The organism is Gemmata obscuriglobus (genome assembly GCF_008065095.1).
Classification (GTDB): domain Bacteria; phylum Planctomycetota; class Planctomycetia; order Gemmatales; family Gemmataceae; genus Gemmata; species Gemmata obscuriglobus.
The window spans coordinates 1878025-1904902 of record NZ_CP042911.1; the positions used below are offsets into that span (position 1 = coordinate 1878025).

Sequence of the window (26878 nt, forward strand, 5' to 3'; positions counted from 1 at the left end):
AGAACCCGGCGGCCCCGTCGGCCGCCGGGTTCGGACTCGTGCTACCAGTTGCCCGGCAGCACCTGCCCGTCGGCCGGGTTGAGCAGCAACCGCCACGTCGCCTCGGTCACGCCGGTGGACACCATCCGCACGCTCCCGTCGCACAGGCACACCCCGCACCCGCCGTCCTGCATCGCCTGGGGGCGGAAGAAGTCGCACTGCTGGAGCGTGGGCTTGTTCTGCGGGGGCAACCCGGACCCGTACCCGATGTGCGGCGACGCCGGCGCGTGGATCCCGAACGAGAAGCTCCACATGTGGATGAACCGGCCCGACTGCACGGCCCCGTTGAACGTCACCGAGCCGTCACCCGGGCACTGCGCGTAGTGCTCCGCGTACATGACCGTGTTGGTCGTGCCGTCCGGGATCGAGGCCGTCAGGGTGGCCTTCCCGTCGCACACGGTGTTCACCCCCACCGCGCTGAACCCGCCGTACAGGTACGCGGGGTCGGTCGGGTACGCGTACCGGCGGTTGCCGAACACCTGGAAGTTCGGGCCGTAGCTCGCGCCGCCGCCCTTCGTCCCGCCCGCCAGCGTCACGAACCCGTCCGGACTGGACCGGTCGAGCGGGCTGAAGAACGTCTTGATGAGGAGCTGGTTCAGGACGTAGCTGTTGCCCGCGGCCTGGGCCTGACGGGCCGCGTTCTCCTGCTCGACGTAGGGCAGGATCGCGTGGTACAGCGAGTAGAACTGGCGCGGGGTCGTGGTCGCGTCGTAGGTGCCCATCGCCGGGAACCGGGTGCTCGCGTCGTGGTACCCGTGCGTCGCCAGCCCGATCTGCTTCAGGTTGTTCATGCTCTGGGTGCGGGCCGCGGCCTCGCGCACCTTCTGGACCGCGGGGAGCAGCAGCCCGATGAGGATCGCGATGATCGCGATCACCACCAGCAGCTCGATCAGCGTGAACCCGCGGTGGCGGTCGGGACTCGACATTGCTTCTCCTCGGAAGGTACGGGTGTTTGGAGCTACTGGTGGCGCGACCGGCCGAGCGCCAATCGCGTCACCCGATTCATTTTATTACCGGGTTATATAATGAATTACTCGCGCCCCCGGCGAGACGATCGCCGGGGGCGACCACTTCGCGGTCAAAACTCTCCCGGCACCTCACCGCCGGCGCGGGTTGCGAGCGCCCGCCAGGTGTCGATCGGGACGGAATCGCGAACGAACCGGACACTCCCGTCGCCCAGGCACACGTTCACCCCGCCCGTGTGGGCGCTCCGGGCGGCGAACCACCCGCGGTTGTGGGCGAACCCGTCCGGGGTCGCGCTGTTGGGCGGCAGGTAGGCGTTGAACAGCGTGGCGCTCGCCTGCCCCCAGATCCACGGGAACCCGCGGGTGCCGTCCCAAGAGGTGGCGCCCTGGATGTCGGCCTCGGTGAACATCGGGCTCACCCCGCCGGGGGCTGTCCCGACCCGGCCGCGACCCGCACTCAAGGCGGCGGACACGCGGAGCGGCCGCGGCAACCCGGACAGCGGTCCGGTTGCGGCCACCCCGCCGGGGCCGAGCAGCGACTCGGCCAGCAGCATCGTGTTCGACGTGCCGTCGGTCAGGTCGGTGAACCGCACCTTCGAGTCGAACCAGAACACCCCGTCCGTGGGGAAGGCCGGGTCGTAGTACGCGGAGGTCGAACCGTCGGTCCGCCCGCTCCCCATGTTCGCCATGTAGCTCGTGCCGGCCAGGCCGGTCCCGAACGACCCGACCGTCCCGGTCGGGGCCTGCCCGTCGCTCGGGCAGAGCAGGAGCGGCACGACCACCTTGGCCGCCGGGTTGGAGAAGCCGAGCGGGCTGCCGCCGAGGACCGGTTGGGTGAAGTCGATGAGTTTCTGGAGGTTGTCCTGCTCCACGAACGGCAGGCACCGGGCCTGGACCGAGAAGGCGTAGGTGCTCGCCATCAGTCCGGCCCCGGCCCCGCCCTGGACACCGGCGGCGGGGAGGCGGCCGTTCGTGCTCTCGGAGTTGTGTAACGCGAGCCCGAGTTGTTTGAGGTTGTTCTGGCACTTCATGCGGGCCGCCGCTTCGCGCACCTTCTGGACGGCGGGCAGCAGCAAACCAATTAAGATCGCGATGATCGCGATCACCACCAGTAGCTCGATCAGCGTGAACGCGTTGCGTGGAATCTTCATCAGGGGGCCATGTCCCAAGGGAGGCGCGCCGGCGGCGCCGGCGCGGGTACGAACACTGCGGGCGACGGGGCTTGGGTTACTTGCCCGTTGCGTCGCGGCGGTACTCCATGTAACGGGCGGTCGTCGCGGCCTCCTCCTTGCCGAGCAACTTTTCGACCACGTGCAGCGCCGCGTCGATCCCGGCCGACACACCGGCGGCGGTCACGACCTTGCCGTTGTCCACGAACCGCTTGTTCGCATGAACCTTGACCTTCGTGTACTCCTTCTCGAGCCGTTCGACCGAGGCCCAGTGGGTCGTTGCCTCCTTGCCGTCGAGCAGTCCGGCCTTACCCAAGATGAACGCTCCGGTGCAAACCGAGAGGGTCACCTCGGCGTCCGCCGCAGCCTTCTTGACCCACTCCACCAGGCGCGGGTCTTTCAGCGCGTGGCCGGTGTTCCCGCCGGGCAACACGACGATGTCGGGCTTGGGACAGTTGGCGAACGTGTAGTTGGGCGTGACCTTCAGGAAGCCCTGGCTGGTGATCGGGCCGGCATCGGCCGCGACGGTGAACACGTTGAACGCCCGGCCCGACTTGGCCGCGGCGAACACCTCCCCCGGGCCAGCGAAGTCGAGCAGTTCCACCCCGTCGTGGACGTACACCGCGACGTTCTTGCGCGGCCGGGTGTGCGCGTCGGGCTCCTTGAGGAACCCGGCCCGGCAGTGCTCGCAGAAGAACACGTAGATCTTCCCCCGATGCACCGCGAAAATGCCCGGGTCGCCTTTGGCGGTCGGCGACACCGCGCAGTGCCCATCGTTCTGAATCTCGAACTTCTCCGGCTCCTTCTCGAACGCCGCCCGGCCGGCTTCGGTCACGAACCGGTAGCGGAGCCCCTTGCGGACCAGTGCCAGTTTCTCGTCACCCTTGACCTCTTTGCCCTGCACGAGTTGCACAGGGTCGAGACCTGTGAGCGCGAGTTCGCCCTCGACCTTGGCGGGCACTTCGGCCGGCGGGTCGGTCGCCGCGGCGCGGCCGGGGGCGACCGAATTCGCGGACCAGATGAGGCCCGTCACGAGCAGCACGGACGCGGTTACGATGCGCGAACCGTTCATGGATCACCTCTCAATTCGTGTGTGGGCGAGCGTTACGGGTTCAGTCGATGCGGATCGGCTCCAAGACGTTGTCACCTGCCTTGACCGTGACCTTCCGAACTGGCCGAGTGGGATCGCTGTACCTGCCCTTGAGGCGGTCCGGTCCGATGTGACTCTTCCCGCCGGGCCAGAAGACGGTCAGGGCGTACTCCCCGGCCGGCGCACCGTCACGCGGGTCGAAGGAGTTGGGCCGGAACGTACCGTCTGCTTCGACCGTCGCCTGGGGCCTGACGGCGCCAGGGGCCGCGTTTCCAACCGGATGAAATGACACCACGGCACCGACCGCCGGCTTGCCGTTGACGAGTAACTCCCCGCGAACGGGGTAAACCGGCGGGTGGTCGGGCAGTTTTGCCGTGCAAGCGGCCACGGCCAGTAGCACACACGGCGCGAGACATCTCGCCGCGCGGAGGATGTACCGCAGCTTCGGAGTGCGCGTGAGGGTCATCAGTACGTGTCCCCCGCAATGACCTCGCCGCCCGCCTTACTGATGACGGCGTACAGGATCTGGCCGCTGAGCGATTCCTTGAGGAAGCGCACGGACCCGTCCAGGAACAGCGCGTTCGCTCCGCCCGTGTGGAAGCCGTAGATGCCACTGGAATTGTTGCAGTTCACGGTGCACGGGCCGAACCCGGGCGAAAACGGGGCCTGCCCGTCCGCCGTGTACGGGGTGGCGAAGAAGGCCCCGAAGCCCGCCCAGGGGGCCAACCAGTCGGTGAACGGGTCCGGGTTGGTGTCGCTCACCTTCCGGCCCTTGATCCACAACTGGGAGCGGGCCGCCTGCTCGGTCACGGTCATCGTGTTCGAGGTGCCGTCCGTCACCCCGGCCAAGGTCGGCGTCTGGAAGCCCATGATGTCTGCGGTCAGCGGGCAGAGCGCGCCGATGCCGTAGGGGTCCGAGGCCGGGCCGACCGGCGCGCCGAACGACATGGAGACCATGTAGCTGCCGACCGCCCCGGTGTTGGTCGGGTTCGCGTCCGCCGGCGGCGGACCGCCCATGACGCCCTGGGTCATCACCCCGACCCGGGTCAGCCGGTCCGGCGAGGACGGGCACTGGTAGGACTTGAGGAACGTGTTGATGACCGGCTGGTTGGCGTTCGCCCCCCAGTTCTTCGTCCAGTCGTACTGCCTGGCGAGGTGGTCCTGCTCGATGTACGGCAGAATTTTGGTGAAGAAGCTGCCCTCGGTCGGGTCGCCCGAGTGCTCCGGGCCGTAGGTGGCCTTCGGCAGTTGCTGATTCGCCGTCTCGAAGTTCAGGACGGCGAGGCCGATCTGCTTGAGGTTGTTCGAACAAGACATGCGGGCGGCCGCCTCGCGCACCTTCTGCACGGCCGGCAACAGCAGGCCGATCAGGATGGCGATGATCGCGATCACCACCAACAGCTCGATGAGTGTGAAGCCGGTTCGTCTGGCCTTCGTCATGGGTACTATTCCTTGATGTTGGTGTTCCAGAAGGTCAGGCCGCGAGAACGGCGTACATGCCGACTCCGAGGGCGGTCGCGGCGGCGGCACTGAGGGCGAGGACGAGGCGCCCCGCCTTGCGGGTGGCCTTGATCTGCCACCACATGAGCAGGCCGGATACGCCCCAGAAGCAGAGGATCAGGGCCATCGCGTCCACGCCCACGGCCCACAGCCACTTCGTCGTGACCTCACCCGGGTAGCCCCGGCTCAGGTGCAGGCGCAGCAGGAAGCCTCGCGCCGTCAACTCGCTCTGCTCCTGCCCCGCGGCCCCGCTCACGGTCGTGGTGATCGGGTTGTAGGTCGCGGTCCAGAGTTGCCCGTCCGCCTCCACGGGAAACTTGACGTCCGGCGAGGTCGTCACCGTGACCTCGCCTTTCGGGAATCCCTTCCGCTCCATAATCGTCGGCACGGCGGTCTTGAGCCGCTCGACGATCGAGTCCTCGACCTTCACGCCGGCGTGGTTCTGCTTCATCGGCCCGCCCATCCCCATCCCGCGCTGTCGCGGGGCGTCTCCGGTCGCCGTGGCGAACGGGGCTTTCTCGCCCACGGCCCGGGTGGTCGTCTCGCGGATGGTGCCGCTGGCCGTCTTCGGGTCGTACACGACAAAGAAGGTGCGGGCGTCGGCCTTAACGTTCGCCACGAACGACTCGCGGGTCGCGTAGTGGGCGCTCCCTGTGGCCAGCCTGTATGGTGCGGCGGGTTTCTGCTGGTCGTTCAGCGCGGCCAGTACGGCAGGTCGCCTGCTCCTGGGGTGTGGGGGCAAACTCAAGCGGGGTGCCGACGACATCGGCCCGGCTGAAGTGCGCGGTCGGGGCGTCCGCGAGTACGGTCGGGTGGTTGAACAGGAACCCGGTGACGCCGTACAGGATGGCCCACGGGAACAGGAACAGACCGACGTACAGGTGTGTCCGGCGGACCATATGCATGACCCGCCGCGAGAGTGGTCGGCTCGTCGGCCGCGGGCTCGCGGCGTCGGACGACGGCGTGACGGGCGGGTCGGTAGTTTCCAGGGGGGCCATGAAGGGTGATCTCGTCGTGTTGGGTAGTCGGTGTGTGGGGACGAGGTCGGCGGGAAGCCCCGCCGACCGACTGTGGACCTCAGTTGTCGCTGACGACCTCGCCGCCGCTCCGGCTGGCGAAGGCCCGCCATGTCGCCAGGGAGATGGAGTCGCGGACGAACCGCACGCTCCCGTCGCAGAAGGCCACGTTCACGCCGCCGGTGTGGTTGCTCCGTGCGCCGAGAACCCCGTTCCCGCACGTCTGCATGTCGGGGATGGTGCTGTTCGGCGGCAGGTAGTGCTGGTAGGCGGTCCAGTACTCCCGCCCGCTGATCCACCCGGCCCCGCGCTGACCGGACCAGCCCCGGTTCAGGGGGCTGGCGAGCGACATGGCGTAGTACCCGTTCGGGTCGTCGGGCAGGACGTACCCGGCGGTCAGCCCGGCCACGGCCGGCGGCACGGCGGGACTGATCCACGAGCAGGTGATGTTCATCATCACCCGCTTCCGTTCGGCGTCGGTGGTCGGGGCCGGCGGGGACTGCGCCTGCACCCCGAGTAGGGACTCGCCGAAGGCGGCGGTGTTGCTGGTCCCGTCCGTGATGTCGGTCAGGCGGACGGACGAGTTGTTCCAGGCGATCCCGTCCGTGGGGCGGCGGGCGTCGTACAGGGTGCCGACCGCCGTACCGATGTTGACGTGGTAGTTGGTGCCGGCATAGGTGAAGTCCTGCCCGGTCGCCCCGCCGCTCGCCCCCGAGCGGCTGGTGAACGTGTCCGGGCTGCCGTCGCTCGGGCAGCGGAACAGCGACAGCACGGTGCGGGCGGGGACGACGAATTGCGGGCGCACGTCGCCGGGGCAGCAGCCGACCGTCAGCGACACGTCGAAGGAGAGCAGGTTCCGCAGGTTGTCCTGCTCGACGTACGGGAGCAGGCGCGCCTGGACGGAAAAGTTGCCGGCGTTACTCCCGGCGAGACTCGAATACGCGGGCAGCTTCTGCTCGGCACTCTCGAAGTTGTGCATCGCCAGCCCGAGTTGTTTCATGTTGTTCTGGCACTTCATCCGCGCCGCCGCCTCGCGCACCTTCTGGATGGCCGGCAACAGCAGGCCGATCAGGATGGCGATGATCGCGATCACCACCAACAGCTCAATCAAGGTAAAGGCGTTACGGGGCGTCACGGCGCGTGCGCCGTTGTGAGGGTCGGTGAAGCCACCCGCGCCGTTGGCATGGTGTGGGCGGGGCTTAATGGGGAACGGGGCAATCCGCATGGCGATCCGCTTCGAGTACACCGCGACAACGGTCCGACCGAGTCGGGCCGCGACCGCCTCGTCGGTGTCGGTGCCGAGGAGCATGACGTCCGCGGTCATCCACGGCCGGGGGGCTGTGGCCGGGCGGCGGAACGCCGGGATGTCCCGGCTGCACCGCTGCCACGTGACCGCCGCGGCGGTGCGCCCTAGTACCGCCGCGACCGCCTCGTCCAGATCGGTCCCGAGCAGTGCCAGTTCGTCGTCCCCCCACTTACGTTTGCCCCACGGTCCGGTACCCGCGGCCGCCACGGCCGGCGAGCGGCCGGTGCGGGCGCCGGCCCCGACCTTCACACGCGGGCGGCTCTGGAGCGCACGGGTGGCCGGGCTCAGGCGCTCGGGGCTGCCCACCCCGAACTCCCGCCGCCAGCAGGACACCGGTTTGAGGCTGACCCCGAGCCAGTACGCGACCGCCGCCGCCGCCTCGGTACGGACCGCCTGCTCCAGGCTGGCATCGACGAGCAGCCCCGGCCGCCCGCGGCCCCCGATCGGCTGGACCCGCGGCCACCGGATCGGGCCGGTGCCCCAACCGGTCACCCGGCACCACGCCCGCCGGTACCGGCAGTAGACGCGATCTCCTTCGCGCACGGCCGGCGGTTCGTACCGGCCGACCAGCGGCGGAGCGCCCTCGGGGGCGTTCTGATGTGGTGTGCTCACGGCGCCACCGCCTTCCCCGGTGCCGGCAGCCGCTGCTCGCTTAGCGCCAGCTCGTGCAGGAGGGTGGCGGTGTCGGCGAACGGCTCGGAGCCGGTGTTCGCCCACCGCACCCGCCGGTCCCGGCCGATCACGAACGTGCCGTGCGCCTGCCACTTCGGCAGGTCACCGGCCGCCGGGCGGAACACGCCGTACCGGGCCGCGGCGGTCCGGTCGGGGTCGCTCAGCACCGGGAAGTGGAACGCCCCGTACTCGGCGTACCGCTCGCGGGTCTTCGCCGGCGCGTCCGGGCTCACCGCCACTACCGCGGCGCCCAGCTCGGTGAAGTACCGCAAGTCCTTCTCGATCCCGAACAGTTGGGCCACGCAGTGGTCGCACGAGTAGCCGTAGTAGAACACCAGCACCACCGGGCCGCGCGCGGCCAGGTCGCCCAGGTCCGTCGGCCGGTCGTCGGTTCCGGTGAGCGCGAACAGCGGGGCGGGTTGGTTCACGAGCGGGTGGGGCTCGGTCGGCACCGGGGGCTTCGGCGGGGCGGCGAGCAGCGCCTGGAGCGGACCTGACAGCGGCTCGACCTGCTTCGCACGCAGGTACTCGGCCGCGTCCCGGGCCACGTTCGGCTCGGGGGCGGGCTCGGAGGGCGGCGCGGCGCGGCCCGCGCACCCGGCGACGAGGGCGGCGCTCAGGAGCAGGGCCGCACGCCCGGCCGGCGGGGGGGCTTTAATCTGGTTGAGGTTCACGACTGTGTTTCCGAATTCTGGGTTGTTGCCGGCGCCCGCCGCACGCGCCACCACAGGGCGAGCGCGACCGCGGGGCCGAGAAAAGCGACTGCGCCGGCGAGCGCCAGCCGCACGCCCCACGGCACCGTGGGCGGCGCCGGTGAAGCGGGCGGGGCGGGGCGGCGCACGGGTTGACAGCACTCGACGGCGCCGAGCACCGGCGCGCGGGCCGGTGTCACTGTGCCGCCGTCCGAAACGGTGAGCGGGATTGGGGCGGATGCCCCGAACCCGAAGTCGAACACCACCTGACAATCGTCGCGCCCGGCCGGCCGCGGGAACGTCCCCCGCCCGGTCGGCCCGGTCTCCCCCGTCGCCCACACCGTGGCCCCGACGAGCACGGTCACGCGCGCGTCGGCGACGGGCCGTCCGTTCCGCTCGACGACGAACTCGACCCACCCGCCCGCGAGCGTGAACGACGCTTCGGGCGGTGCCGGCGCGGCGGGGCCGGCCGCGGAGAGCGGGGCGCAAGCGGCCAGGAGGACGAGCGCGAGTGCGGCGCGGCACATGGGAGGCTCCGGGGGCAGGGGCGCGGTCAGGCGGACTTCACTTTGAGGTCGCCGAGGTCGAGCGTCGCGCCCGCCTCGACCGTGATCGGTTGCCCGAACCGGCCCGCGGTGCCGCCCTTGAACCCGAGCGTCTCCTGCCACACGGCGAGCCGCACCTTGCCGGCCGGCGCCAGCTTGATCTCGAACCGCCCGTCCGGCCCGGTGAGCGCGAAGTACGGGTGGTCGAACACCCGCAGGTACGCCTTCTCCCACGGGTGCGGGGCACACGAGAACGGCACCGGGATGCGCTCCGCCTTCAGCTTCTCGAACCGGACCTCCGAGCCCTTCGGCATGGCCCGGTTCCCGTCCCCGTTGTTCTCGCTCGACCAGGCCAGCGAGTGGAAAATCGGGGACGTGTTCTTGACCACCAGCGTCTGCCCGGCGCGGAGCGCCAGCGCGTGCGGGCGGTAGCCCATCGGCTCCTGGTCCATTACGACCTCGGTCGCCTTCACCTCCTTAAGGTCGGCATGCACCTGGAGCGGCTCCGGGTCGCGGGCGGTGGAGTCCGGGCGGAGCCAGACGAAGACGTGCTGGAGGGCCTTCGACTTCGGGTCGATGACCCAGTCCTCGTAGTAGACTTTGCCTTTCGAGGTGAAGAACTTGAGATCGTCGCTCAGGAGCTTGAGCTTCTCGAAGTCCACCTCGCGGCGCTCGGGCGGCTTCTCCGCGTCGTCCCAGACGACGCGCCCCTTCACGGTGCCCCAGTCGCCCGCGGGGGCCTTCGGGTCGGCGGCGAGTGCCACCCGGTCGGGCCACAGCACCTCGTGGGTGAGCAGCGCGCCGAGGGCGGACGCGAGCGCGAGTTCGCGGAGGGCCTGCCGACGGTCGGGGAAGTGGTCCTGCGGTTTCTCGATGTTCATGCGTGTTACCGTGTGTGTGTGCGTGCGTGCACCGACGCGCGTGCGTGCGTGTGGTGGCAGCGACCGCCGCGTGGGCGGTCGGAGTGATTGGGTGACGGCGCGGGAACCGACGATCGAACGTGCGCGGGACACTTACGCGGTCTCGGCGCGCGCGGCCCTTGGGGCAACGCGCGGCACGGCGCGGGACGCGCGTGCGCGGACCTACGGCACGACGTTCGGGCGCGGGTTCAGCGGGTGGGGATCAGGACGCGCGCGGGGGCGGCGTCGGCGGGACGTGGGGAACGGCAACGGCCCGGTCGGAGAGTGGGGCCGGGAAGCGGTCGGGCTCCGGCGGGTCGGCGAAAACGGTGGGCGTATCAGGGACGAACGAGGGGTCGTGCAGGAACAGACCGGCGGGTCCCTGGCCGCGGCACTTCTGGGCGTACACCCCGACCACCCACCGAACACCCGACCGATCCGGTGCCGGGGTTTCGTGGCACGGCTTCGGGCCGCGGTTCACCGCGGCCGACTTGGTGGGACACGAGGCGCAATCGCGGGCGGCTTCCGCTTCGCACGGTGCCTTCTCGGCGTAGCACGCGGGCGCCGCCTTGAGCTTCGAACAGCAGGACGGTGCGGGAGCGGGCTCGGGTTCCGAGCAGCACGCCTTCTTCTTTTTCGGCGCAGCGGGCTGCGACTGGCGGGACTCGACCAGCGGACGCACGTGGGCCGGCGGCTCGACCCCGTTCTCCTCGGCCCACAGGAGCTTCTCCTCAAGGGTGAAGCAGCAACAGTCGCCCTTCCAGCACTCGTCCGACGTGAGGCACCCGCACGGGCGGGTCTGGCACGGGTACGGGGTGCCGTCGCCCTTCTTCCGCGGTGTCGGCAGCGGGAAGCCGAACGTGGTCAGCAGGTGGCACACCAGTGCCGCCGCCGCCAGCCCGCGCCCCCCGAACCCGATCCGCATCTGTAACGCCCCGCACGGAGTGATTAACGGTATCGTCTTACGCCCTTCGCCCGTTGGTTGCCAGTGCCACGCCCGCTCATCCGGTGCACGGCTTGCCGGGCGGCGCGGGTTCCAGTGCGACCAGCACCGGGCGGTGGTCAGACACTAGCCGCCCATCAATCACCGCGGCGCTGCGCACTCGGAACCGTTCGGCGGGCCTGAACAGAACGTAATCGATCTGCTACTTTGACTGTACGCCAGAATCGTGAGAAACCGTTGCCTATCGCGCCGGCCCGTGTCGCGGTGAGCGCGGCAAACGCCTTGCTGTTCGCAGTGCTGTTCAGATCGCTGGCCAAGATCACCGGGCGATCAACGCCGGCGAATAACTCGTCCCGTTTCGCCGCCCGCCGCCCGCCGCCCGCCGCCCGCCGCCCGCCGCCCGCGGCGATGTGGGCCAGGTGCGTGGCGATGAGTGATAGGTTGCGACCATCGTTTTTAATATATTTAAACGACAAAGATTTCTTTGAGTCATGATTTTTAATGATCTGCTCGGTCCGAAGTTGACCAGGGTTTATCCTTGGGCTTACCTTGGGTAGGAGAGGTGCATTCCCACGTGTTGGCTGTAACCGGACTAGTCACGATTCACGATTGATAGGCTTTCATAACTATTAATGTGTTAATTTTATTTTAAACTATAATTTATTAATTATAAATTTTAAAGCGGACGATAGCTCGGCGACTAAAGATTGTGCCGTCTTGAGCCTGTGCTCTGCGTTTCCACTTCGCTGAACGTATTCGCGCGCCTCGGCGTCGGTGAAACCACAGGCCGTGGCTTCGTCGTCGGCCACTTCGAGCGTCGCGTTCCCGGGCGCGACCGTCTCGCACACCCCCGGGTCCAACTGCTCGGCCGCACAGAACTGGTCCCACGCTTCGCCGTGAACCCGGACCAGATACCCGTACAGTCGCGCCGCGTCCCGCAGTCGTGTCGCCAACGGCTCGGTCGCAGAATCGGCCAGCGCGGACGTTTTGAAGAACAGCGCGGCCAGCTCGAGCCGCTCCATCCGGTGCTGACCGAACACGGCCAGAAAAGCGAGTGCCCGGCCGAACGTGTCCGGCACGCGCCACGTTTCCCACGGGGCCGCGGCCACCACCCGCGCGTGCTCCACGTCGTCGCCCCGCGCGCCGGCCGCCATCAGCAGCGACAGCCGTTCGGCCGCAGACAGCGTCGCGTAATGCTTCGAGAGGGATTTGGTGTTCACGACGTGCTCTCCGCGCGGTGCTTCAAGGCCGCTTCCAGGGCCTCGAGTCGGGCCGCGACGTTGCCGGCCTCGATCGCCCGCAGCGCCACCCCGGCCAGGAACCCGACCGCTCTTGCCTTCTCCAACGTGCCCGCCTCCGCATCCGCGCGGACCGCAGTGACCTGCTCTTCCAACAGGTCGATCACGTCTTGCGCGGTCTGGAGCCGGAACGTGATCGGGATTGCGGATGTACGCGGGGTTGTACACGTGTCGCCGGCGCGGCGCGTGCGCCGGTACTCGCGCTGGTAATCCCTCGCTCGATCGGGGCTCGAGAACGGCACGGTACAGCCCTCAGTTCGGTTCAGGGATCGCCCCGGCTGGCGCCAAACCCGGCTGAGACGAGGACCGGGTGCCGGGTACGGGCGCCCGCACCTCGCCGGGCGCGGCTCCGTTCACGACGGTTTGATTGGCGGCAAGGTTCAGTTGGGCCAGGAGCGCGGGGGCCTTGAGTTGCCGCACCTTTGCCAGTTCGCGGACCGCATCGGTGAACCGCTTCTGCCCGCGTGTCAGCATCCGGTCGAGGTGCTCACGGTCCTGCAGACGGGTCGGCGGGCGCACCGCCAGTTCCAGTTCCAGCGCGTGAACGGTGAGCCACCCGTTTATCACCCGGCGCGCGAGCAGCTCTTCGAGTACGGTCGGGTTGTCGCCCAGCACCTGGGCGCGGAGCGCGACGACCTTTTCGGTGATCCCGGCTTCCCACACGGGATCGTCGCCCGCGGCTGTGCGGATCAGTTGCACCGTGGCCTGGCGCCCCAGATCCCCGAGCCAGTTGGACCAACCCCGCGACCGGACCAGCGCCGCCACCTGGGCCTTCGCGCCCGAGTCGCCGGTTCGGGCCTTGGCGAACAACTCGACCGCTTCCGCGTCGTTGTTCGGCGCTCGGTATTCGATCAGTGGGTTCCGCTTCTCGACGCGCTCCTTCAGATTCGCCAGCGTATCCCGCAGTTCTTGCAACTGCCGTTTCATGCGCCACTCCCCGCGGTGGTGTCGGTGGAACCCGAGCGCCTCCAGTACCCCATACGCGACCGCACGCAGCACCCCGTTCGCCTCAGCCGTTGCAGTCAACAGCGCCGCAAACCGCGCCCGGGTCCGGTCCCGTTCCTCGCGCTCCCGCCGGCGCACTTGGGCGGCGGCTTCCGTCTGCTCGACGAGCACGGCGCCCATCGCGTCGCCGAGTCCGAACGGGTCCCGACTGGCGACGTACTCCTTGACCGGCTTCCCGTTCACCCGGCGGTTGCGGTACAGGTACCAGCGCCCGCCGTGTCGCAACTCCCACCCCATTGATGCGCCTCGGCGTGTACTACGGAACGAACCATTGCCCCGCTCACGGGTGGTCAATGCGGTGCGGCTGGGATTTCAGTTGTGGTGCCGACGAGTGCGAGAATGGCCCGCTTGATCGGGTCGGGCAAGTTCGCCCACGCCGTGACGACCCGAGCGAGTTCAGGATCAGTGGGGTTGCTGCTCCCGGTGCTGCTCCGGAAGTCGTCCGATGTGCCGATGTCGTTGCTTTTCAACACGTTGGGAGAATTGGCAATCCGCCTTCTAAGCGGAAGCGTGTGGGTTCGACTCCCACCGGGCGTACTTTCCTCTTCCGGCGCCGTCCCCGCTCGTTTGGCTTGGCTTCAACCATTTCGAGCGGATGAGCCGCGCCGCTCATCCGCTTACCCGTATCACGCCGCCGGTGCTTGCTACTTTTTCTCCCCAACCGCCGCCGCGACGATGTTGGCGACCTCGCGGCGGAGCGGGCTCGCATTCCCCTTGTCGCTGGGGTGAACGCGGTTCGTCAGGATGATGATCGCCGTTTTCGACCGGGGATCGACCCACACGCTCGTTCCCGTGAACCCGGTGTGCCCGTACCCCTCGCCCTTTTTGAACCGGTCGCCGCGCGGGGCCGAAAAGCTCGTGTCCACGTCCCACCCGAACGACCGCGAGCCCTTGAGCCCCTTGGGGGCCTTGTCGGCAACCGGTACGTCGTGCGGTTCCGTGAACAGCTTCACGGTTTTCGCGTCGAGAACGCGGACGCCGTCGAGTTCGCCGTCGCGGAGCAGCATCCGGCAGTAGCGGACCATGTCGTCGGCGGTGGAGAACAGCCCGGCGTGGCCCGCCACGCCGCCCATTTTGAACGCCCGCGGGTCGTGAACCGCGCCCAGAATGATGCCGCCGTCGCGCGGCCCGGTCGGCGCGACCCGCGCTTTGAGCGCGGCGGCGGGCGAGTAACCGGAGTCGGTCATCTTGAGCGGTTCGAAGACGTTCTTCTTCGCGAACTGGTCGAGCGGAGTTCCGCTGAGCCGCTCGACCAGTTCGCCGAGCACGATGAACCCGACGTCGCTGTACTTGAACCGCGTGCCCGCGGGCGCTTCGAGCTTCAGACCGGCGACCCGCTCCAGCGCTTTCGCCCGCCCGTCGGCATAATCCCTAATGTCGTTATCGGCGATCAGGCCGGACGTGTGCAGCAGGAGGTGTTCGACGGTCACCTTGTCCTTCCCGTTGGCCGCGAACTCGGGCCAGTGCTTGCTGACGAGGTCTTCGGGCTTCAGCTTCCCCTGCTGAACCAGCAGCATGACCGAAGTGCCGGTGGCGACGGGCTTCGTAAGCGAGGCCATGTCGAACACCGCGTCGGGCGTCATGACGGCTTCGTCCGGCTTCACCGACCGGTTGCCGAACGCCTTCCGGTACACCACCGCGTCCGCGTGGACCACCGCCACGACCGCGCCGGGGCACTCGCCGCGCTTGATCGCGCCCGCGACCGCGGCGTCGATCTCCGCGAGCTTGGTCTTGTCGAGGTCCGCGGCGCGGGCCGACTGGCCGCCCAAAAGCACAAGAAGCACGAAACAAAGATGCCGTCGTAAGACGCGTTTTGAACTCATCTCTTCTGCTTCCCTGTGTGCTTTAGTGCTTTTTGGCGGCCGATCGGCGCTTACTCGATGGACGACAGGAGCCCCTGCATTTCGCCCTGGGCGTGGAAGTCGCGGGCGCGGCCGGCGACCTCCACCCCCGTGCGCAGCACCTCTGCCGCCTCTTCGGTCCGGTCCAGCCGGACCAGCGCCTGGCCGCACTGGAGGTACGCCGGCACGTAGGGGCTCGCCGCGGCGCGAGCGATCAGGTCGCGGAGGACGTTCACGCACTCCGCGTCGTCGCCGGCGCTGGCGTGTTCCATCGCCAGCCCGTACCGCAAAAAGGCGTCCTCGGGGTCCTCGGCCAAGAGCGCTTCGATCTGCGCCATGCGCGGGGTGCGGGCCATAACGTGTCGTCGCTCCGGGCGAAATCGGCGGCGCGGGAAAAGGTCTCAAGTCGCCGTGTCGTTAACCCTACACCCCGGGGCGCGAACCGACAACACGCCGCAAAATCCATGCAACCGGCACACTTCGCCGATCCGGACAATCGTTCTGTTTGCGCCACCGTGTACGCCCGGCGCAGGTGTGCCACAAAGAGGCGCGTCGGGGCATTCCGTGTGCCCGGTGCGTGCAGCGGTTCGGTAGCGCGGTCCGAACTAGAAGCCTGTGCTCGGAAGGATTCCGCCGCTGGCACGGGGGCCACATGGGTTCGGTCACTGTCACCTCACTACTCCGGTTCGCGCGTCGCCGGCTGCTCGCGCCGGCCGCGCTATCGGCAGCAGCCGTCGGGCTGGCGGCGTTTTCGCCCGCGTTCTCGGAGCCGCCGCCCACGCTGACCGCGGGCGAGCGCGTGGCAACACCGCTCAAGCGCCGCGACCACGTCGTGGACGTGTACGACCGGCTCAAGGCGAGCGTGGTCAACATCCACAGCGAGCGCACGGTCACCGCCCCCGGCGACGACCCCTTCGCCCGGCAGCCGGTCCAGCCCCAGCGCGTCAACGGCATGGGCACCGGCATCGTGGTCGACTCGCGCGGCTACATCCTCACGAACTTCCACGTTGTGGACGACGTGAACAGCCTGCGGGTGCGGCTCCACGACGGCACCGGGTACCAGGCCCGCATCATTTCGACGGACAAAGAGGCCGACCTCGCCCTCATCAAGATCGAGCCCGCCAAGGCGCTGCCGGTGATCGGCCTGGGCACCTCCTCGGACCTGATGGTGGGCGAATCGGTCATCGCGATCGGCAACGCGTTCGGCTACGAGCACTCGGTCACCGAGGGGCGGGTGTCGTTCAAGGGCCGCGACGTGTCGCTCAACAAGGACATGGGCTACAAGGGGCTGATCCAGACCAGCGCCCCGATCAACCCCGGGAACAGCGGTGGGCCGCTGCTGAACGTTCTCGGCGAGGTGGTGGGGGTGAACGTCGCGATCCGGGCCGGGGCGCAGAACATCGGGTTCGCGCTGGCGGTGGACGCCGTCATCCCGCGGGCCGCCGACCTGATCGGCGTGCGCCGCCGGCTCGGCGTGCGCCACGGGCTGACGCTACGCGACCAGGTGACGCGCGAGGCGACGGAAAGTACGTCGCGGCGGATCGTGACCGTCGAACACGTTGAAGCCAACTCGCCGGCCGCCGCGGCCGGGTTCAAGCTGGGCGACGTGCTCGATCAGATCGACGACATCAGCGTGGTCACGTCCATCGACTTCGAGCGCGGGCTGATTGACCGCGCTGTGGGGGCCAAAATCCCCGTGAAGGTGAAGCGGGCGGGCGTCCCCACCGACCTGGAGGTGTCGCTCCAGCCGGCCCCGAAGGTGGCGATCGCGGCCCCCGATTCGGTGTGGCGTAAACTCGGGCTGAAGGTGGCGCCGGTGGGCGCGGACGCGGTCGCGAAGGCGAACCCGCAACTCCGCGGGGGGCTGCTGGTGACGGAGATCGCGGCCGGCAGCGTCGCCGCGACCGCCGGCGTCCAGAAGGGCGACGTGCTGGTCGGCCTTCACCTGTGGGAGACGCTCAACATCGACAACGTGACGTTCGTGCTGAACCACAAGGACCTGACGACGTTCTTGCCGCTGAAGTACTTTGTTGCCCGCGACGGCAAGCTGAAAGACGGGCTCATCACCAACGTGCCCTGATCGAACACAGTCGGAAGCACCCTCCTCGCGCCGCCTCGGGTCTCGCCACCCGGGGCGGCGTTTTTTCTGTTGGGCTTTGGTGTTTGGTGCTTGCAGCTCAGTTGTGTGAAGCAAGTCGGAACACCAAACACCTACTTCCGGCGCTCCAGCTTGAGCCGCAGGTAGGCGGCCTGGCGCATCCGCACGTCCGTCGGCGCGTCGGGGTCGAATTCGAGCGGCAACTGCTCCTTCGCGAGGTACTTCAGCACCTCGAACGCCCGCGTCCGCAGCATCGCATCGCGGCGTTCCAGCGCTTCGAGCAGCAGCGGGATCGCGATCTGCCCCCGGGCGACCAGTTCCACCATCGACGCCTTCAGTGTGCGGTCGTCGGCCAACCCTTCCACTGCGCGGCGGAGCTTCTCCAGTTCCAACGTCGCGGCCAGAGAGCCCACCTTGTGAACGGTGGCGGGCGGCGGCGTGGCGGTCCCGAACGGCGACGGCGGGGCCGCCGGTGCGGCCGGGAACGCCGGCGGGGGCGTCACAGTGGACACCAGCGTCGGAGACGGAGGAGCTGTTGCGACGCTCTCCGCCTGTTGCGTGCGTGGGAGCGCAGCCGGGGGCTTTGACACCGATAACGGAACCGCCGAAACCGACGGTTTGAAGACCGGCGTCGCGACACCCGAATCCCCGTTCTTCGCCGCACGCTGTGCGTCGAAGTGCCGGGTGAACTGGTCCTCCTCGAACGTGCGGCCCAGGTACGAATCGACCGCAACCTTATCGTTGACGAGTTCCAGCGGCGTGCCGCGGGTCACCACCTTACCGGCGGTGATGAGGTACACGCGGTCGGCCGTGCGGAACACCTCGCGGACGTTGTGGTCGGTGATCAGGATGCCGATTCCGGCGTCGGCCAGTTCGCGGATGTTGGCCCGGATGTCCTCGGTGGTGATCGGGTCGACCGCGGCGAACGGCTCGTCGAGCAGGATCAGGAGCGGCTCGCACACGAGGCACCGGGCGATTTCGAGCCGCCGCTTTTCGCCGCCCGAGCAGCGCCCCGCGGTGCTCTTGCGCACCGTATCGAGCTTGAACCGGGTCAGCGCCTCGTTGGTGCGCTGCCACCGCTCGGATCGCGTCAGCCGGCGGCCGAGCTTGCGGCTCCGGGGGAGCGCCTCAAGGATCGCGAGCAAGTTCCCTTCCACGCTCAACTTGCGGAACACGCTGGGCTCTTGGGACAGGTAGCCCATCCCGCGCCGGGCGCGCTGGTACATCGGCAGCGTGGTCACGTCCTCGCCGTTGAAGATCACCTTGCCTTCGTTCGGCTGGACCTGCCCCGTCGCCATGCGGAAACTGGTGGTCTTGCCGGCGCCGTTCGGCCCCAGCAGCCCGACGATTTCGCCCGGGTTCACGTCGAACGACACGCCGTTCACTACGGCTCGGTTGCCGTAATACTTGACCAGCCCTTCCACTTCGAGCAGCGGCATGCGCGCGGTCCCCCGACAGAGTTCGAACGCGGTGATTACCCGAAGGAGGTGAACCACGCAAGCGGGAGTGAAAAACAAGACGCGCCGCCGCAGGGCCGTTCCGTGTTTCACGCGGGGGGCTCTGCTGAAGTCCCAAGTGAACCCGAGTCGCTATTCCTCACTGCTTCGGTCCATACCGCATGAAACGAGTAACGGCCGCGTGCCCCGATCCGCACCGCAACTTGGGCCTTGGAACTTGAAACCGTCCCGCGGTACCATCTCCTTCACGCTATTTCCCGCCGTGAAGGACGCACATTATGCCGCGATTCTCCCTCGCGTTCGCCCTTGCGCTACTCGTTTCGCTTGGGGGGCTCGCGCCCCCGGGCCGCCTACTCGCGCAAAAGGAGTTCGGGTTCGACAACCGCAAGGGGTCCGGGCAACCGTACCTCAAGCCCGACGAAACCGTCGCGAAGTTCAAGGTCGCCGACGAGTTCGAGGTGAAGCTGTTCGCCGGCGAACCGCAGGTGGTCAACCCGGTCGCGTTCACCATTGATGAGAAAGGCCGCGTCTGGGTCGTTGAGTGCTTCGAGTATCCCAACCGGACCCCGAAGGGCAAGGCTCCCCGCGACCGCATCGTGATCCTCGAAGACACCGACGGCGACGGCGTGTGCGACAAACGCACCGTGTTTGCCGAGGGGAAGGACTTCCCGGTGCCCGAGGAGCGCGCGAAGGCGGGATTGGGTGCGTTCGACCTGTGTACCGGAATCGAGGTCGGGCACGGCGGGGTGTTCGTCGGCGCGGCGCCGTACCTCTACTTCATCGAGAACAAGAACGACAAACCCGGCAAGTTCGAAGTGCTGCTGAAGGGCTTCGGCAGCCAGGACACGCACGAGACGCTCAACACCTTTCAGTGGGGGCCGGACGGCTGGCTGTACGGCCTGCACGGCGTGTTCACCCAGAGCAACGTGCAGTCCGCGGACGGCCCCGAGACCCGCATGAACGCCGCCGTGTGGCGGTACCACCCGAAGCAGAAGAAGTTCGAGGTGTTCGCCGAGGGCACCAGCAACCCGTGGGGCATGGACTGGCGCAACTCCGACGGACAGTTCATCCTCGCGTGCTGCGTGATCCCGCACCTGTACCACATCGTCCCGGGCGGTATCTACAAGCGCCAGGCCGGCGCGAGCTACAACCCGCACGCCTACGGCTTCATCAACGAGATCTGCGACCACACGTTCCACAAGGAGAGCGGGTGGGCGCACGCCGGTCTCATCTCGCTCGACGCGCCGCACATGCCGAAGCGGTTCCAGAACAGCGTGATCTTCGGCAGCATCCACGGGTGTAGCATCAAGCAAAACGTTCTGAAGCCGAACGGCAGTTCGTACACAGCGGCCCGCGGCGACGACTTCCTCCAGAGCGGCGACAAAAACGTTCGGCCCATCAACCTGAAGTGGGGGCCGGCGGGCGACATCTACCTGATCGACTGGCACGACCAGAACCCGTGCCACCAGACCGCGCCGGACCAGTGGGACTACGAGCGCGGCCGCGTGTACCGCATCCAGCTCAAGGGCACCAAGACGAAGAAAGCGGAGGACTTGGGGAAGAAATCAACTGCCGAACTCGCAAAGCTGTTAGACGATAATGGCCCGTACCACTGGCGAACGGCACTAAGGCTGTTAGGTGAACGGCTCAATGACACGTCGGAGAGGGCACAGTGCCTCAAAGCAATGGCGGAGAGCAGCGGGCATGGGGGCCGTTCGTTGCTGATCTACACGTACATCACCAACATCATGGATCGGGAGAGTGCCGAAGCAACACTGAAGAACGCCAAGCGGCTCCTTAATGTGCTGAAAGCCGACGGGAAAACGGTTGACGCGGCTGCACTTGGTTTCATGGTCCGGGGTTTGGCCGATGCGGGCCTGTCCGGAGATGCTATCAGCTTCTTGACCGACCTGGGCAATCAAGTGCCTCCCCGCGCCCGCCGCGAACTCGCCTCGGCCGCCGTTCGCCTCGGCGACAATCACGACGTGGCGCCGCTGCTCCGCGCCCTCCTGGCACACAAAGAGGATGCGAAAGATCCGATCATCCCGCACTTGGTCTGGCTCGCCTACGAAAAGGTGCTGACGCAGGAGCGCAAGGCGCCCGCGGAAACCCGGGCTGACGCCCCCCGCTCGCCGACGGAGAGCGAACTCGCGTGGCTCGCCGAGCAGGCGCCCGACAACATCTTCGTGCGCGACTCCATCGTTCCCAAGGTGATGCGCCGGCTGGTCGCCACTGGGAAGCCCGAAGACCTGAAACAGTGCGTCGAGTTCGTTGCGAAAGTGAAGGACGCCGCCACCCGCGAGAAGGCGCTCGACGGCCTCGCCCTGGCGCTCGACAAGCAAGCGGTGACCGCGCCGGTCGCGTGGGCCGCACTCCAGGCCGAAATCGCGAAGGAGAACAACCCGAAACTCGTCGCACTCGCGAACAAACTCGCGGTCAGCTTCCGCGACCCGGTTGCGGTGAAGCGGGCGCTCGACGTTGCGGCCAACCCGAAGCTCCCGATCGAGGCGCGCGGCGAGGCCGTGCGGCAGCTCGCATTGCTCAAGCCATCCGAGGCGCTGCCCCTGCTAGTCGCACTCGCGAGCAAGGCGCCGGACACCCCCGATGCCCTGCGCGCGGAGGCCGTGCGGGCGCTCGCTGCGTTCGACGGTCCGACCGTGCCGAACGCCCTCCTCGGCAACTGGAAGGATGTGCCGAAGAGCGTGCGCCCCGACGCGGTCAACACCCTCAGCACCCGCAAGGAGTGGGCACGAGCGCTGCTCACCGCGCTGGCGGACAAGAAGCTCGACCGGGCCGAGGTGACGGACAACACCGTCCTCCGCATTCAGGCGTTCAACGATAAGGAGTTGAACGCGCTGATCGAAAAGGCGTGGGGCCGGACCCGCGCCACGCCCGCGGAACTCGCCAAGCTGATCGACAAGACCCGCGACTCGCTGTACGAGACGCCGGCGTCGTTCGAGCGCGGCCAGAAAGTGTTCGAGGCGAACTGCGGAAAGTGCCACAAGTTCGACGGCAAGGGCGCCGAAGTCGGGCCGCCCCTCGACGGCGCCGGCCGCGACATCGAGTACCTGCTCGCCAACGTGCTCGACCCGAACCGCGTCATCGGGGCGCCGTACTTCCTGCGCACCGCCCGGCTGCTCGACGACACCGTGTTCTCGGGGCTGCTCGCGGAAGAGGACGACAAAACCATCACGCTGAAGCTCGAAAACGCCGTCGTGAAGAAGATCAAGAAGGAAGACCTCGCGGAACCGGTGCGCGTCGCCGAGAAGTCGCTGATGCCCGAGGGGCTGGGCTACAACATGACGCCGCAGGACTTCCGCGATCTCGTCTGCTACGTGATGGCGAACCCGTTCGTGACCGCTGCCACGGTCAACGGAACGAAACTGAAGGTGGGCGTTCCAGGGCGGCTGGTGCTCCCGGACACGAAAGGCGCCCCCGCGGTGCTGGAAGCCGAGTTCACCGCACCTGTGGAACTGAAGACGAAGCTCCTCATCGGCTCGACCGGAGACTACGAACTGCGCCTGGACGGGAAGGCGATCGGAACGGGTAAAGGCGCGGGCAAGGACGTTCGTCCCGACCGTGACGGTGTTGAAGTGACGCTCCCGGCGGGCACGCACACGCTGACGGTGGTCGTGAAGGGGGCGGGGGTGAACGTCGTGTACGCCCGGTTCCTCGACCCGGACCGCAAGCTCCGCTACCCCGAACCGGCCGAGAAGAAGTAAAGGTTTGTGAGACCGCGACCCGCGCGAGCGGTCAGCCGCGCAGGTCGCAGTCCTGGTATTTCAGCTTTTCGTCAAGTTCGATGACCAGAACGTGCCCGCCAAAGAGTTCCGTTCCGTCGTAATGAAACTCGATTGCGCTGTAACCGCTGACATCCACGTTGACCAATTCAAGACGCAACCGGCTCAGGAGTTCTCCCTCACCCAGTTCGCCACTCCCGCCCGCCCACGACTCGTTGTAGAGGTCCGAAACTTCTGCTCGCAAAGCCGTGCGAAGGATCTTTCGCTCAGCGCGAATGGCCCGCTGGTACAACATCACCGACGTGTTCAACGTTTCGGCTGAGCCATGCTCGTCAACGATAACAACAGACCACTCGCCGGATAAACTCGAGACGCGACCAACCCATTCGCCGGACTGCTTCGTCCAGCGCAATTCGCCAAGGGCCGCATGCGCGATAACAAGTTCGGCGGGTTGCTCCGCGTTCATGATTCCGGCCTCTGTCTCACTTCACCGCGAAAGGACGTTCGGCGACCTTCATCACCGCACGTTCCGGGATCGGAGCATGAGCACGTCCAAATACTAACGGCTTGCCGGGCGGCAACAACTACCGCCACCGTTAGTTCCAGAAGGCCGCGGGTACACCGTGATCGGCTCACTTAGACTTGACGAATCTGCCAGCACACCAATACCCGAACGCGCGTCTCGCCTGGGTACACGCGATACCGCACCCCAAGCGGGGAGGCGTACATCACGCGGCGGCTGTTCGGCCGAGACTCGCCTTCATTTTCTGGGTCACTGGCAAGTGCTGCGCCGATCGCGTGCGAGGCGGCGGACACAGAGTTCTGGTCGGTTGCGTTCATCCAGATGACGGCCAGTTGGTTAATCGCCCGCCGGCTCCACGTCACCTGAAACATCAGATTTTCTCCCCGCGGCGAATCTTCTCCCACGCCTCGGCGAGTGAATAAGAAACTGGATCGTTCTCGATCTCGACCCACTCGGCCTCGGTCAGATCCGGTTCGCCAGTCGGGATGGGCGGAAGTACCACTTGGCGCACCGGTTTACCGTTCTCGTCGGCCAGGATCACCTCACCCGTTGCGGCCTCGAACTGCGCCAGCGTCGCAGCGTCCAATCGAATTACGGTCATGCGTTTACCCTCCGGTACTTCATTTTCGCACAGTCACGGGCGCCTGTCTACTTCACCGCGAAGGGGCGTTCGGCCACCTTCGCCACCGCGCGCTCTGGGATCGGCTTCAGCACGTCCAACTCGAACGGCTCGCCCACCCGGTTCCCGCACACGTCTTCCAACCGGGCGTCCACGACCAGCTTGTAATCTCCCTTGCCCCACGCACGCGCTGGGGCAAATGTGACCACCCGCTCCCCGCCCCCAACCGTGACGGTGCCCTCCACCGTTTTGCCGCTCGCGTCGCGCACCGACAGCAGGCGGGCCAGCAGCGCGCGGTCCAGCGGCTTCGCCAGCCGGATGATGAGCGGCGCGTCGGAACCGGCCCGCGGGGGCATCAGCGCCCAGTCCTCGGGCCACACCGGTTCGTCGTCCGGGGCGGACACGCTGAACGCCTTCGTGAACTTCGCCGTGAGCGGGCGGCCGTCCAGGTCCTCCCACGCCGCGTCGATCTCGAACGTGTAGCGCCGCCCCTCTTCGAGGATGGGGCCGTCCTCTTCGCGCGGCTTCAAGCCGCGTTTGACCCGCCCCGGGTCGAAGAGGAGCGTCAACCGCGTGCCGTCCGGCGACCACAACTGCTCGTCGATTTCGAGAAACGGCGTCAGCACCTGTCGGCCGTCGTCGCGGGTCAGTTTGATGTGGCTGTAGGTAGCGGCGCGTGACACCGGCCCGGAGAACTGAACGTAGAACCGGAGCGTGTTTTCGGGCAGGCGGTTCGCCGACGGGAACACACCGGCCACGCCCACCCGCGGCCCCGGCGGCGGCTTCGGGAGCAACACTGCCAGCGCGAACGGCGCCGCGGCGATTTTCACCCGCGGTGCCGCTCCAGGGGTGACGAACAACCGGTATTTCGTTCCGGGCACCAGCGGGAACAGCGGCTCGAAGCGCAGCCCGTCATCAGTCACGGCCCACGCACCCGCGACCCCTTGCTTCTTCGTGACCTCTTCGGGCGTGCCCTCGTCCACCACGAGCCGCGCCACCCGGGGCCACTCGTCCGCCGTCAGCTTCGCGGCGGCGAGCGCGGTCAGGTGCGGTTTCTCAATGCCGGTAACAACCACTGCCGCCGGAACGCCGTCCTTCGCTGGCCGGAGTTCCGCGTTCGGTTCGGCACCTCGCGCGGGCGCGAGAGCGGCGAACAACAGCAGCGCCGTGAGGGGCACGCGGGGGGCGGTCATGGGGTCGGTTCCGTGCGGTGGTGGGCGCACGGATTGTAGCCGCCGAACGGGCGGAAAGCACGCGCCGGCTACATTTGCGGGATCAACGACTGGAACGGCTCTTCGCACGCGTCGGCGACATCACGCGCGGCCATGTACGACGGAAGGATGATCCCGTTGAGGATCGCGTAGGCCCCCATGTGTACCGTTGAGAACAGCACGCGGGTGAACATGTTCACCCCCGCGTTCGTCTCGATCATGAAGGCCACGAACACGAAGATGAGGACCGCGAGCAGGGCGGGGCCGCCGGACACGCGCCCCGCCGCCCGGGTGCAGCGGTGCGCCAGTTCGTCGTCCAAAGCCGCCCGCGCGAGGCGCGACAGGAACATCATGATGAGCACCATCCGGATCATCTCCGTGATGCCGGTGATCATCGACAGCAGCATGCGCCCTTTCGGGGCGATCCCCTGCGCGTCGGGGTACACGACGGCGGTGAGGTAGAACATGGTGGCGTTCAGTTGCGTGGGCAGCAGGTCCCAGCGCACGTTCGCGCCCTCGACCCGCAGCGCGCTCGATTCCGTCCCCTGCACGACGAGGATCAACAGCAGGAACAGGTGAACGGCGGTGGCGATGGCGGCCGCGACCCCGTACCCCAGGTGCCCGCTCGCCCGCGGCCCGGTCAGGCACAGCGCCACGCCCAGCGCCCCGAGCGCCCAGTTAAACATGCCGAGCAAGCCGGCGACGACCACAATCGCGCCGCTCGGCTCGGTGAACGCGCCCTGGAAAAAGAACCCGGTGGCGAACAGCATCGACATCATGAACAGGCCGAACGACACCTGGATCAGCTTGCAGCCCCACGAGGCCCGGTCGAACGCGGCGCGGCGCGAGGCCCGCTCGTCGGGCGTCAGCCCGTCGTCCGCCGCCGGCCGCCGGCGCTTCCGGGGGCGCTCGTCGTCCTCGTCGGGCGGGTCGAAGTCGCGGTTCTCGTCGTCCTCATCGTCGCCGTAGTCGTCACGCCGCGCGCGCCGGCCGGTCGCCCGCTTCCGGGGGCGGTCGTCGTCCTCATCGTCTTCATCTTCGTCGCGCGGGCGCCGGCGGGGGCGCGGAGCGTCTTCGTACTCCGCTTCGGACGAGACGCTATCTGCGGGCGCGAACACGGTCGTACACGCGGGGCAGCGGATCAGCGCGGTGGTGCCGTCGGGCACCTCGAGTCCGCTGCGGCAGTTCGGGCAGGTCAGCAGCATCGATCGATCTCGAAGGGGCAGAGACGGTTCAGGCCCGCGCCGCGAGCGCGCTCGCGGTGTCCTTCGCCAGCAGCGCGGGCGCCATCATCATGAACGCGTAGGCGAACTGCGACAGCAGGGAAACGGCCGACGCGAGGTGGAGGCCGGCCCGCACGAACCCCCACTCGGCGACCAGTATGGTGACGAACAGCGTGACCGCCGTGACCCCGCCGCACACGCCGGCCACGGCCGTCACCGCGGGACCGGCGCGGGCGGTTGCGGCGCTGCTGCGGGCGGCCTGCGCGAGCCCCTTCAGGGTGAGGACGATCAGAATCAGTCGGGCCACCTCACACCCGCCGGCGAGGAACTTAACCAGAACCCCGCTGCCGAACGCCTGCGGGGCGTAAAGGAGCAGCGACAGCACGCCGTTCAGTGACGGGATGGCGGTCGCCATCGTGGCCCACAGCGGTTCCCCGCCACCGAACCGGTCGAGCGCGTCGCCCCGGAGCGCGAGGCCCACGAACAGCAGCCCCAGGTGAACGACGGACAAGACGGTCGCGGCGATGGCCGTGCCGCGGGCGCGTTCCGGACCGGCGATGCAGAACCCCAGCCCGATCAGTGACATCACCCAGTTGGTGCACCCGGCCAGTCCCGCAAGGGCCAGGAGGGCGCCCGGTTGCTCGCCGCCCGCCCAGCCGAGCAGGGCCAGCAGCGCCAACAGGCCGAACGTGCTCATGTAGATCCAGGCGCCGGTGCCGAGCAGCAGCGCGCCGGTGCGGGCAGGGCCGAACCCCGCCGGCCGGCGTTTCGGGCGCGGCCAGTCGTCGTCGTCGCGGCGTCTCGTTTTCTTCCGGCGCCGGTTGTCCTCGTACTCATCGTCTTCGTCGTCACGCTCCCTCTTCCGTCTCCGGGGGCCGTCGTTCCAGTCGCGCGACCTCCGGGGCTTTTCGTCCACGACCTCGAAGTCATCGTACCCGGACGAGGGTGCGACACGGGGAGACGGCGATTGGGGGACGGGAGCAGTTCCCGTGACCTCGTTCCCGGTCGGCCGGGATGCACTAACTGG

At 67.9% G+C, this 26878-nt stretch carries 27 protein-coding genes and 1 tRNA gene; 3 read left to right on the top strand and 25 right to left on the bottom strand.

Going from position 1 to position 26878, the window contains the following annotated elements; all coding sequences use genetic code 11:
- Window positions 1–41: 41 nt before the first annotated feature.
- The 16 genes from GobsT_RS07805 to GobsT_RS07880 form a co-directional block, all read right to left on the bottom strand.
- Window positions 42–965 carry a DUF1559 family PulG-like putative transporter gene (locus GobsT_RS07805; protein ID WP_109571222.1) on the bottom strand — a complete coding sequence of 308 codons (924 nt, stop codon included), beginning with the start codon at window positions 963–965 and terminating at the stop codon, window positions 42–44.
- 152 nt (window positions 966–1117) lie between these two features.
- Window positions 1118–2155, bottom strand: a complete 1038-nt coding sequence (locus GobsT_RS07810; RefSeq protein ID WP_010034750.1) for a DUF1559 domain-containing protein — start codon at window positions 2153–2155, stop codon at window positions 1118–1120.
- 76 nt (window positions 2156–2231) lie between these two features.
- Window positions 2232–3245, bottom strand: a complete 1014-nt coding sequence (locus GobsT_RS07815; protein WP_010034747.1) for a DJ-1/PfpI family protein — start codon at window positions 3243–3245, stop codon at window positions 2232–2234.
- A 40-nt stretch (window positions 3246–3285) separates the two neighbouring features.
- The gene (locus GobsT_RS07820; protein WP_010034745.1) at window positions 3286–3729 is read right to left on the bottom strand and encodes a hypothetical protein; all 444 of its coding nucleotides are present in this window, start codon (window positions 3727–3729) and stop codon (window positions 3286–3288) included.
- Window positions 3729–4703 (bottom strand): DUF1559 domain-containing protein, encoded by a 975-nt coding sequence (locus tag GobsT_RS07825; RefSeq protein ID WP_010034744.1) that lies wholly within the window; start codon window positions 4701–4703, stop codon window positions 3729–3731. Before GobsT_RS07825 ends, GobsT_RS07820 begins: the two co-directional genes overlap by 1 nt.
- 34 nt (window positions 4704–4737) lie before the next feature.
- Window positions 4738–5382 (bottom strand): PepSY domain-containing protein, encoded by a 645-nt coding sequence (locus GobsT_RS07830; protein ID WP_010034741.1) that lies wholly within the window; start codon window positions 5380–5382, stop codon window positions 4738–4740.
- A complete protein-coding gene (locus GobsT_RS07835) occupies window positions 5369–5761 on the bottom strand; it encodes a hypothetical protein (protein ID WP_148087650.1) in 393 nt (130 codons plus the stop codon). The genes GobsT_RS07830 and GobsT_RS07835 overlap by 14 nt, the downstream gene beginning before the upstream one ends.
- Before the next feature lie 79 nt (window positions 5762–5840).
- A complete protein-coding gene (locus GobsT_RS38675) occupies window positions 5841–7697 on the bottom strand; it encodes a DUF1559 domain-containing protein (protein ID WP_010034737.1) in 1857 nt (618 codons plus the stop codon).
- Window positions 7694–8431 carry a peroxiredoxin family protein gene (locus GobsT_RS07845; RefSeq protein WP_010034734.1) on the bottom strand — a complete coding sequence of 246 codons (738 nt, stop codon included), beginning with the start codon at window positions 8429–8431 and terminating at the stop codon, window positions 7694–7696. The genes GobsT_RS38675 and GobsT_RS07845 overlap by 4 nt, the downstream gene beginning before the upstream one ends.
- Window positions 8428–8976, bottom strand: a complete 549-nt coding sequence (locus GobsT_RS07850; RefSeq protein ID WP_010034733.1) for a hypothetical protein — start codon at window positions 8974–8976, stop codon at window positions 8428–8430. The genes GobsT_RS07845 and GobsT_RS07850 overlap by 4 nt, the downstream gene beginning before the upstream one ends.
- A gap of 26 nt (window positions 8977–9002) precedes the next feature.
- Window positions 9003–9875 carry a cupredoxin domain-containing protein gene (locus tag GobsT_RS07855; RefSeq protein WP_109571221.1) on the bottom strand — a complete coding sequence of 291 codons (873 nt, stop codon included), beginning with the start codon at window positions 9873–9875 and terminating at the stop codon, window positions 9003–9005.
- Between the two features lie 241 nt (window positions 9876–10116).
- Window positions 10117–10818, bottom strand: a complete 702-nt coding sequence (locus GobsT_RS07860) for a hypothetical protein (RefSeq protein ID WP_010034722.1) — start codon at window positions 10816–10818, stop codon at window positions 10117–10119.
- A gap of 155 nt (window positions 10819–10973) precedes the next feature.
- On the bottom strand, window positions 10974–11312 hold the full coding sequence (locus GobsT_RS07865; RefSeq protein ID WP_148087651.1) for a hypothetical protein: 339 nt from the start codon (window positions 11310–11312) through the stop codon (window positions 10974–10976).
- Window positions 11313–11489: 177 nt separating this feature from the next.
- Window positions 11490–12056 carry a hypothetical protein gene (locus GobsT_RS07870; protein ID WP_010034721.1) on the bottom strand — a complete coding sequence of 189 codons (567 nt, stop codon included), beginning with the start codon at window positions 12054–12056 and terminating at the stop codon, window positions 11490–11492.
- Window positions 12053–12376, bottom strand: coding sequence for a hypothetical protein (locus GobsT_RS07875; RefSeq protein ID WP_010034719.1), 324 nt, complete (start codon window positions 12374–12376; stop codon window positions 12053–12055). The genes GobsT_RS07870 and GobsT_RS07875 overlap by 4 nt, the downstream gene beginning before the upstream one ends.
- A gap of 10 nt (window positions 12377–12386) precedes the next feature.
- Complete coding sequence (locus GobsT_RS07880; RefSeq protein WP_010034716.1) at window positions 12387–13376, bottom strand: hypothetical protein; 990 nt, start codon at window positions 13374–13376, stop codon at window positions 12387–12389.
- Between the two features lie 234 nt (window positions 13377–13610).
- Between GobsT_RS07880 and GobsT_RS07885 the strand changes: the two genes are divergently transcribed.
- Window positions 13611–13676: transfer RNA gene (locus GobsT_RS07885), tRNA-Ser, on the top strand.
- Between the two features lie 107 nt (window positions 13677–13783).
- Here the strand turns inward: GobsT_RS07885 and GobsT_RS07890 are convergent.
- Both GobsT_RS07890 and GobsT_RS07895 read right to left on the bottom strand, forming a co-directional pair.
- Window positions 13784–14923 carry a serine hydrolase domain-containing protein gene (locus GobsT_RS07890; RefSeq protein ID WP_010034708.1) on the bottom strand — a complete coding sequence of 380 codons (1140 nt, stop codon included), beginning with the start codon at window positions 14921–14923 and terminating at the stop codon, window positions 13784–13786.
- 89 nt (window positions 14924–15012) lie between these two features.
- Complete coding sequence (locus GobsT_RS07895; RefSeq protein ID WP_010034705.1) at window positions 15013–15336, bottom strand: hypothetical protein; 324 nt, start codon at window positions 15334–15336, stop codon at window positions 15013–15015.
- Window positions 15337–15632: 296 nt separating this feature from the next.
- Between GobsT_RS07895 and GobsT_RS07900 the strand changes: the two genes are divergently transcribed.
- Window positions 15633–17060: a trypsin-like peptidase domain-containing protein gene (locus GobsT_RS07900; RefSeq protein ID WP_010034702.1), complete on the top strand. Its 1428-nt coding sequence runs from the start codon at window positions 15633–15635 to the stop codon at window positions 17058–17060.
- Window positions 17061–17191: 131 nt separating this feature from the next.
- On the opposite strand, the gene lptB is transcribed toward GobsT_RS07900, so the two are convergent.
- On the bottom strand, window positions 17192–18517 hold the full coding sequence (gene lptB / locus GobsT_RS38680) for an LPS export ABC transporter ATP-binding protein (RefSeq protein ID WP_197905105.1): 1326 nt from the start codon (window positions 18515–18517) through the stop codon (window positions 17192–17194).
- Between the two features lie 296 nt (window positions 18518–18813).
- Here lptB and GobsT_RS07910 point away from each other — a divergent pair, with 296 nt between their 5' ends.
- Window positions 18814–22257 carry a PVC-type heme-binding CxxCH protein gene (locus tag GobsT_RS07910; RefSeq protein WP_010034694.1) on the top strand — a complete coding sequence of 1148 codons (3444 nt, stop codon included), beginning with the start codon at window positions 18814–18816 and terminating at the stop codon, window positions 22255–22257.
- Window positions 22258–22288: 31 nt separating this feature from the next.
- Here GobsT_RS07910 and GobsT_RS07915 read toward each other — a convergent pair whose 3' ends face one another.
- The 6 genes from GobsT_RS07915 to GobsT_RS07940 all read right to left on the bottom strand — a co-directional run bounded on the left by GobsT_RS07915 (window position 22289) and on the right by GobsT_RS07940 (window position 26767).
- Window positions 22289–22741, bottom strand: coding sequence for a DUF2262 domain-containing protein (locus tag GobsT_RS07915; RefSeq protein WP_010034693.1), 453 nt, complete (start codon window positions 22739–22741; stop codon window positions 22289–22291).
- A 170-nt stretch (window positions 22742–22911) separates the two neighbouring features.
- Entirely contained in the window at window positions 22912–23169 is a 258-nt protein-coding gene (locus GobsT_RS07920; RefSeq protein WP_010034691.1) for a hypothetical protein, read from the bottom strand.
- Window positions 23169–23399 carry a hypothetical protein gene (locus GobsT_RS07925; protein WP_010034689.1) on the bottom strand — a complete coding sequence of 77 codons (231 nt, stop codon included), beginning with the start codon at window positions 23397–23399 and terminating at the stop codon, window positions 23169–23171. Before GobsT_RS07925 ends, GobsT_RS07920 begins: the two co-directional genes overlap by 1 nt.
- Window positions 23400–23446: 47 nt before the next feature.
- Window positions 23447–24610, bottom strand: coding sequence for a hypothetical protein (locus GobsT_RS07930; RefSeq protein ID WP_010034686.1), 1164 nt, complete (start codon window positions 24608–24610; stop codon window positions 23447–23449).
- A 68-nt stretch (window positions 24611–24678) separates the two neighbouring features.
- The gene (locus GobsT_RS07935) at window positions 24679–25833 is read right to left on the bottom strand and encodes a zinc ribbon domain-containing protein (protein ID WP_010034684.1); all 1155 of its coding nucleotides are present in this window, start codon (window positions 25831–25833) and stop codon (window positions 24679–24681) included.
- Between the two features lie 28 nt (window positions 25834–25861).
- Window positions 25862–26767: a hypothetical protein gene (locus GobsT_RS07940; protein ID WP_010034678.1), complete on the bottom strand. Its 906-nt coding sequence runs from the start codon at window positions 26765–26767 to the stop codon at window positions 25862–25864.
- Window positions 26768–26878: the final 111 nt, after the last annotated feature.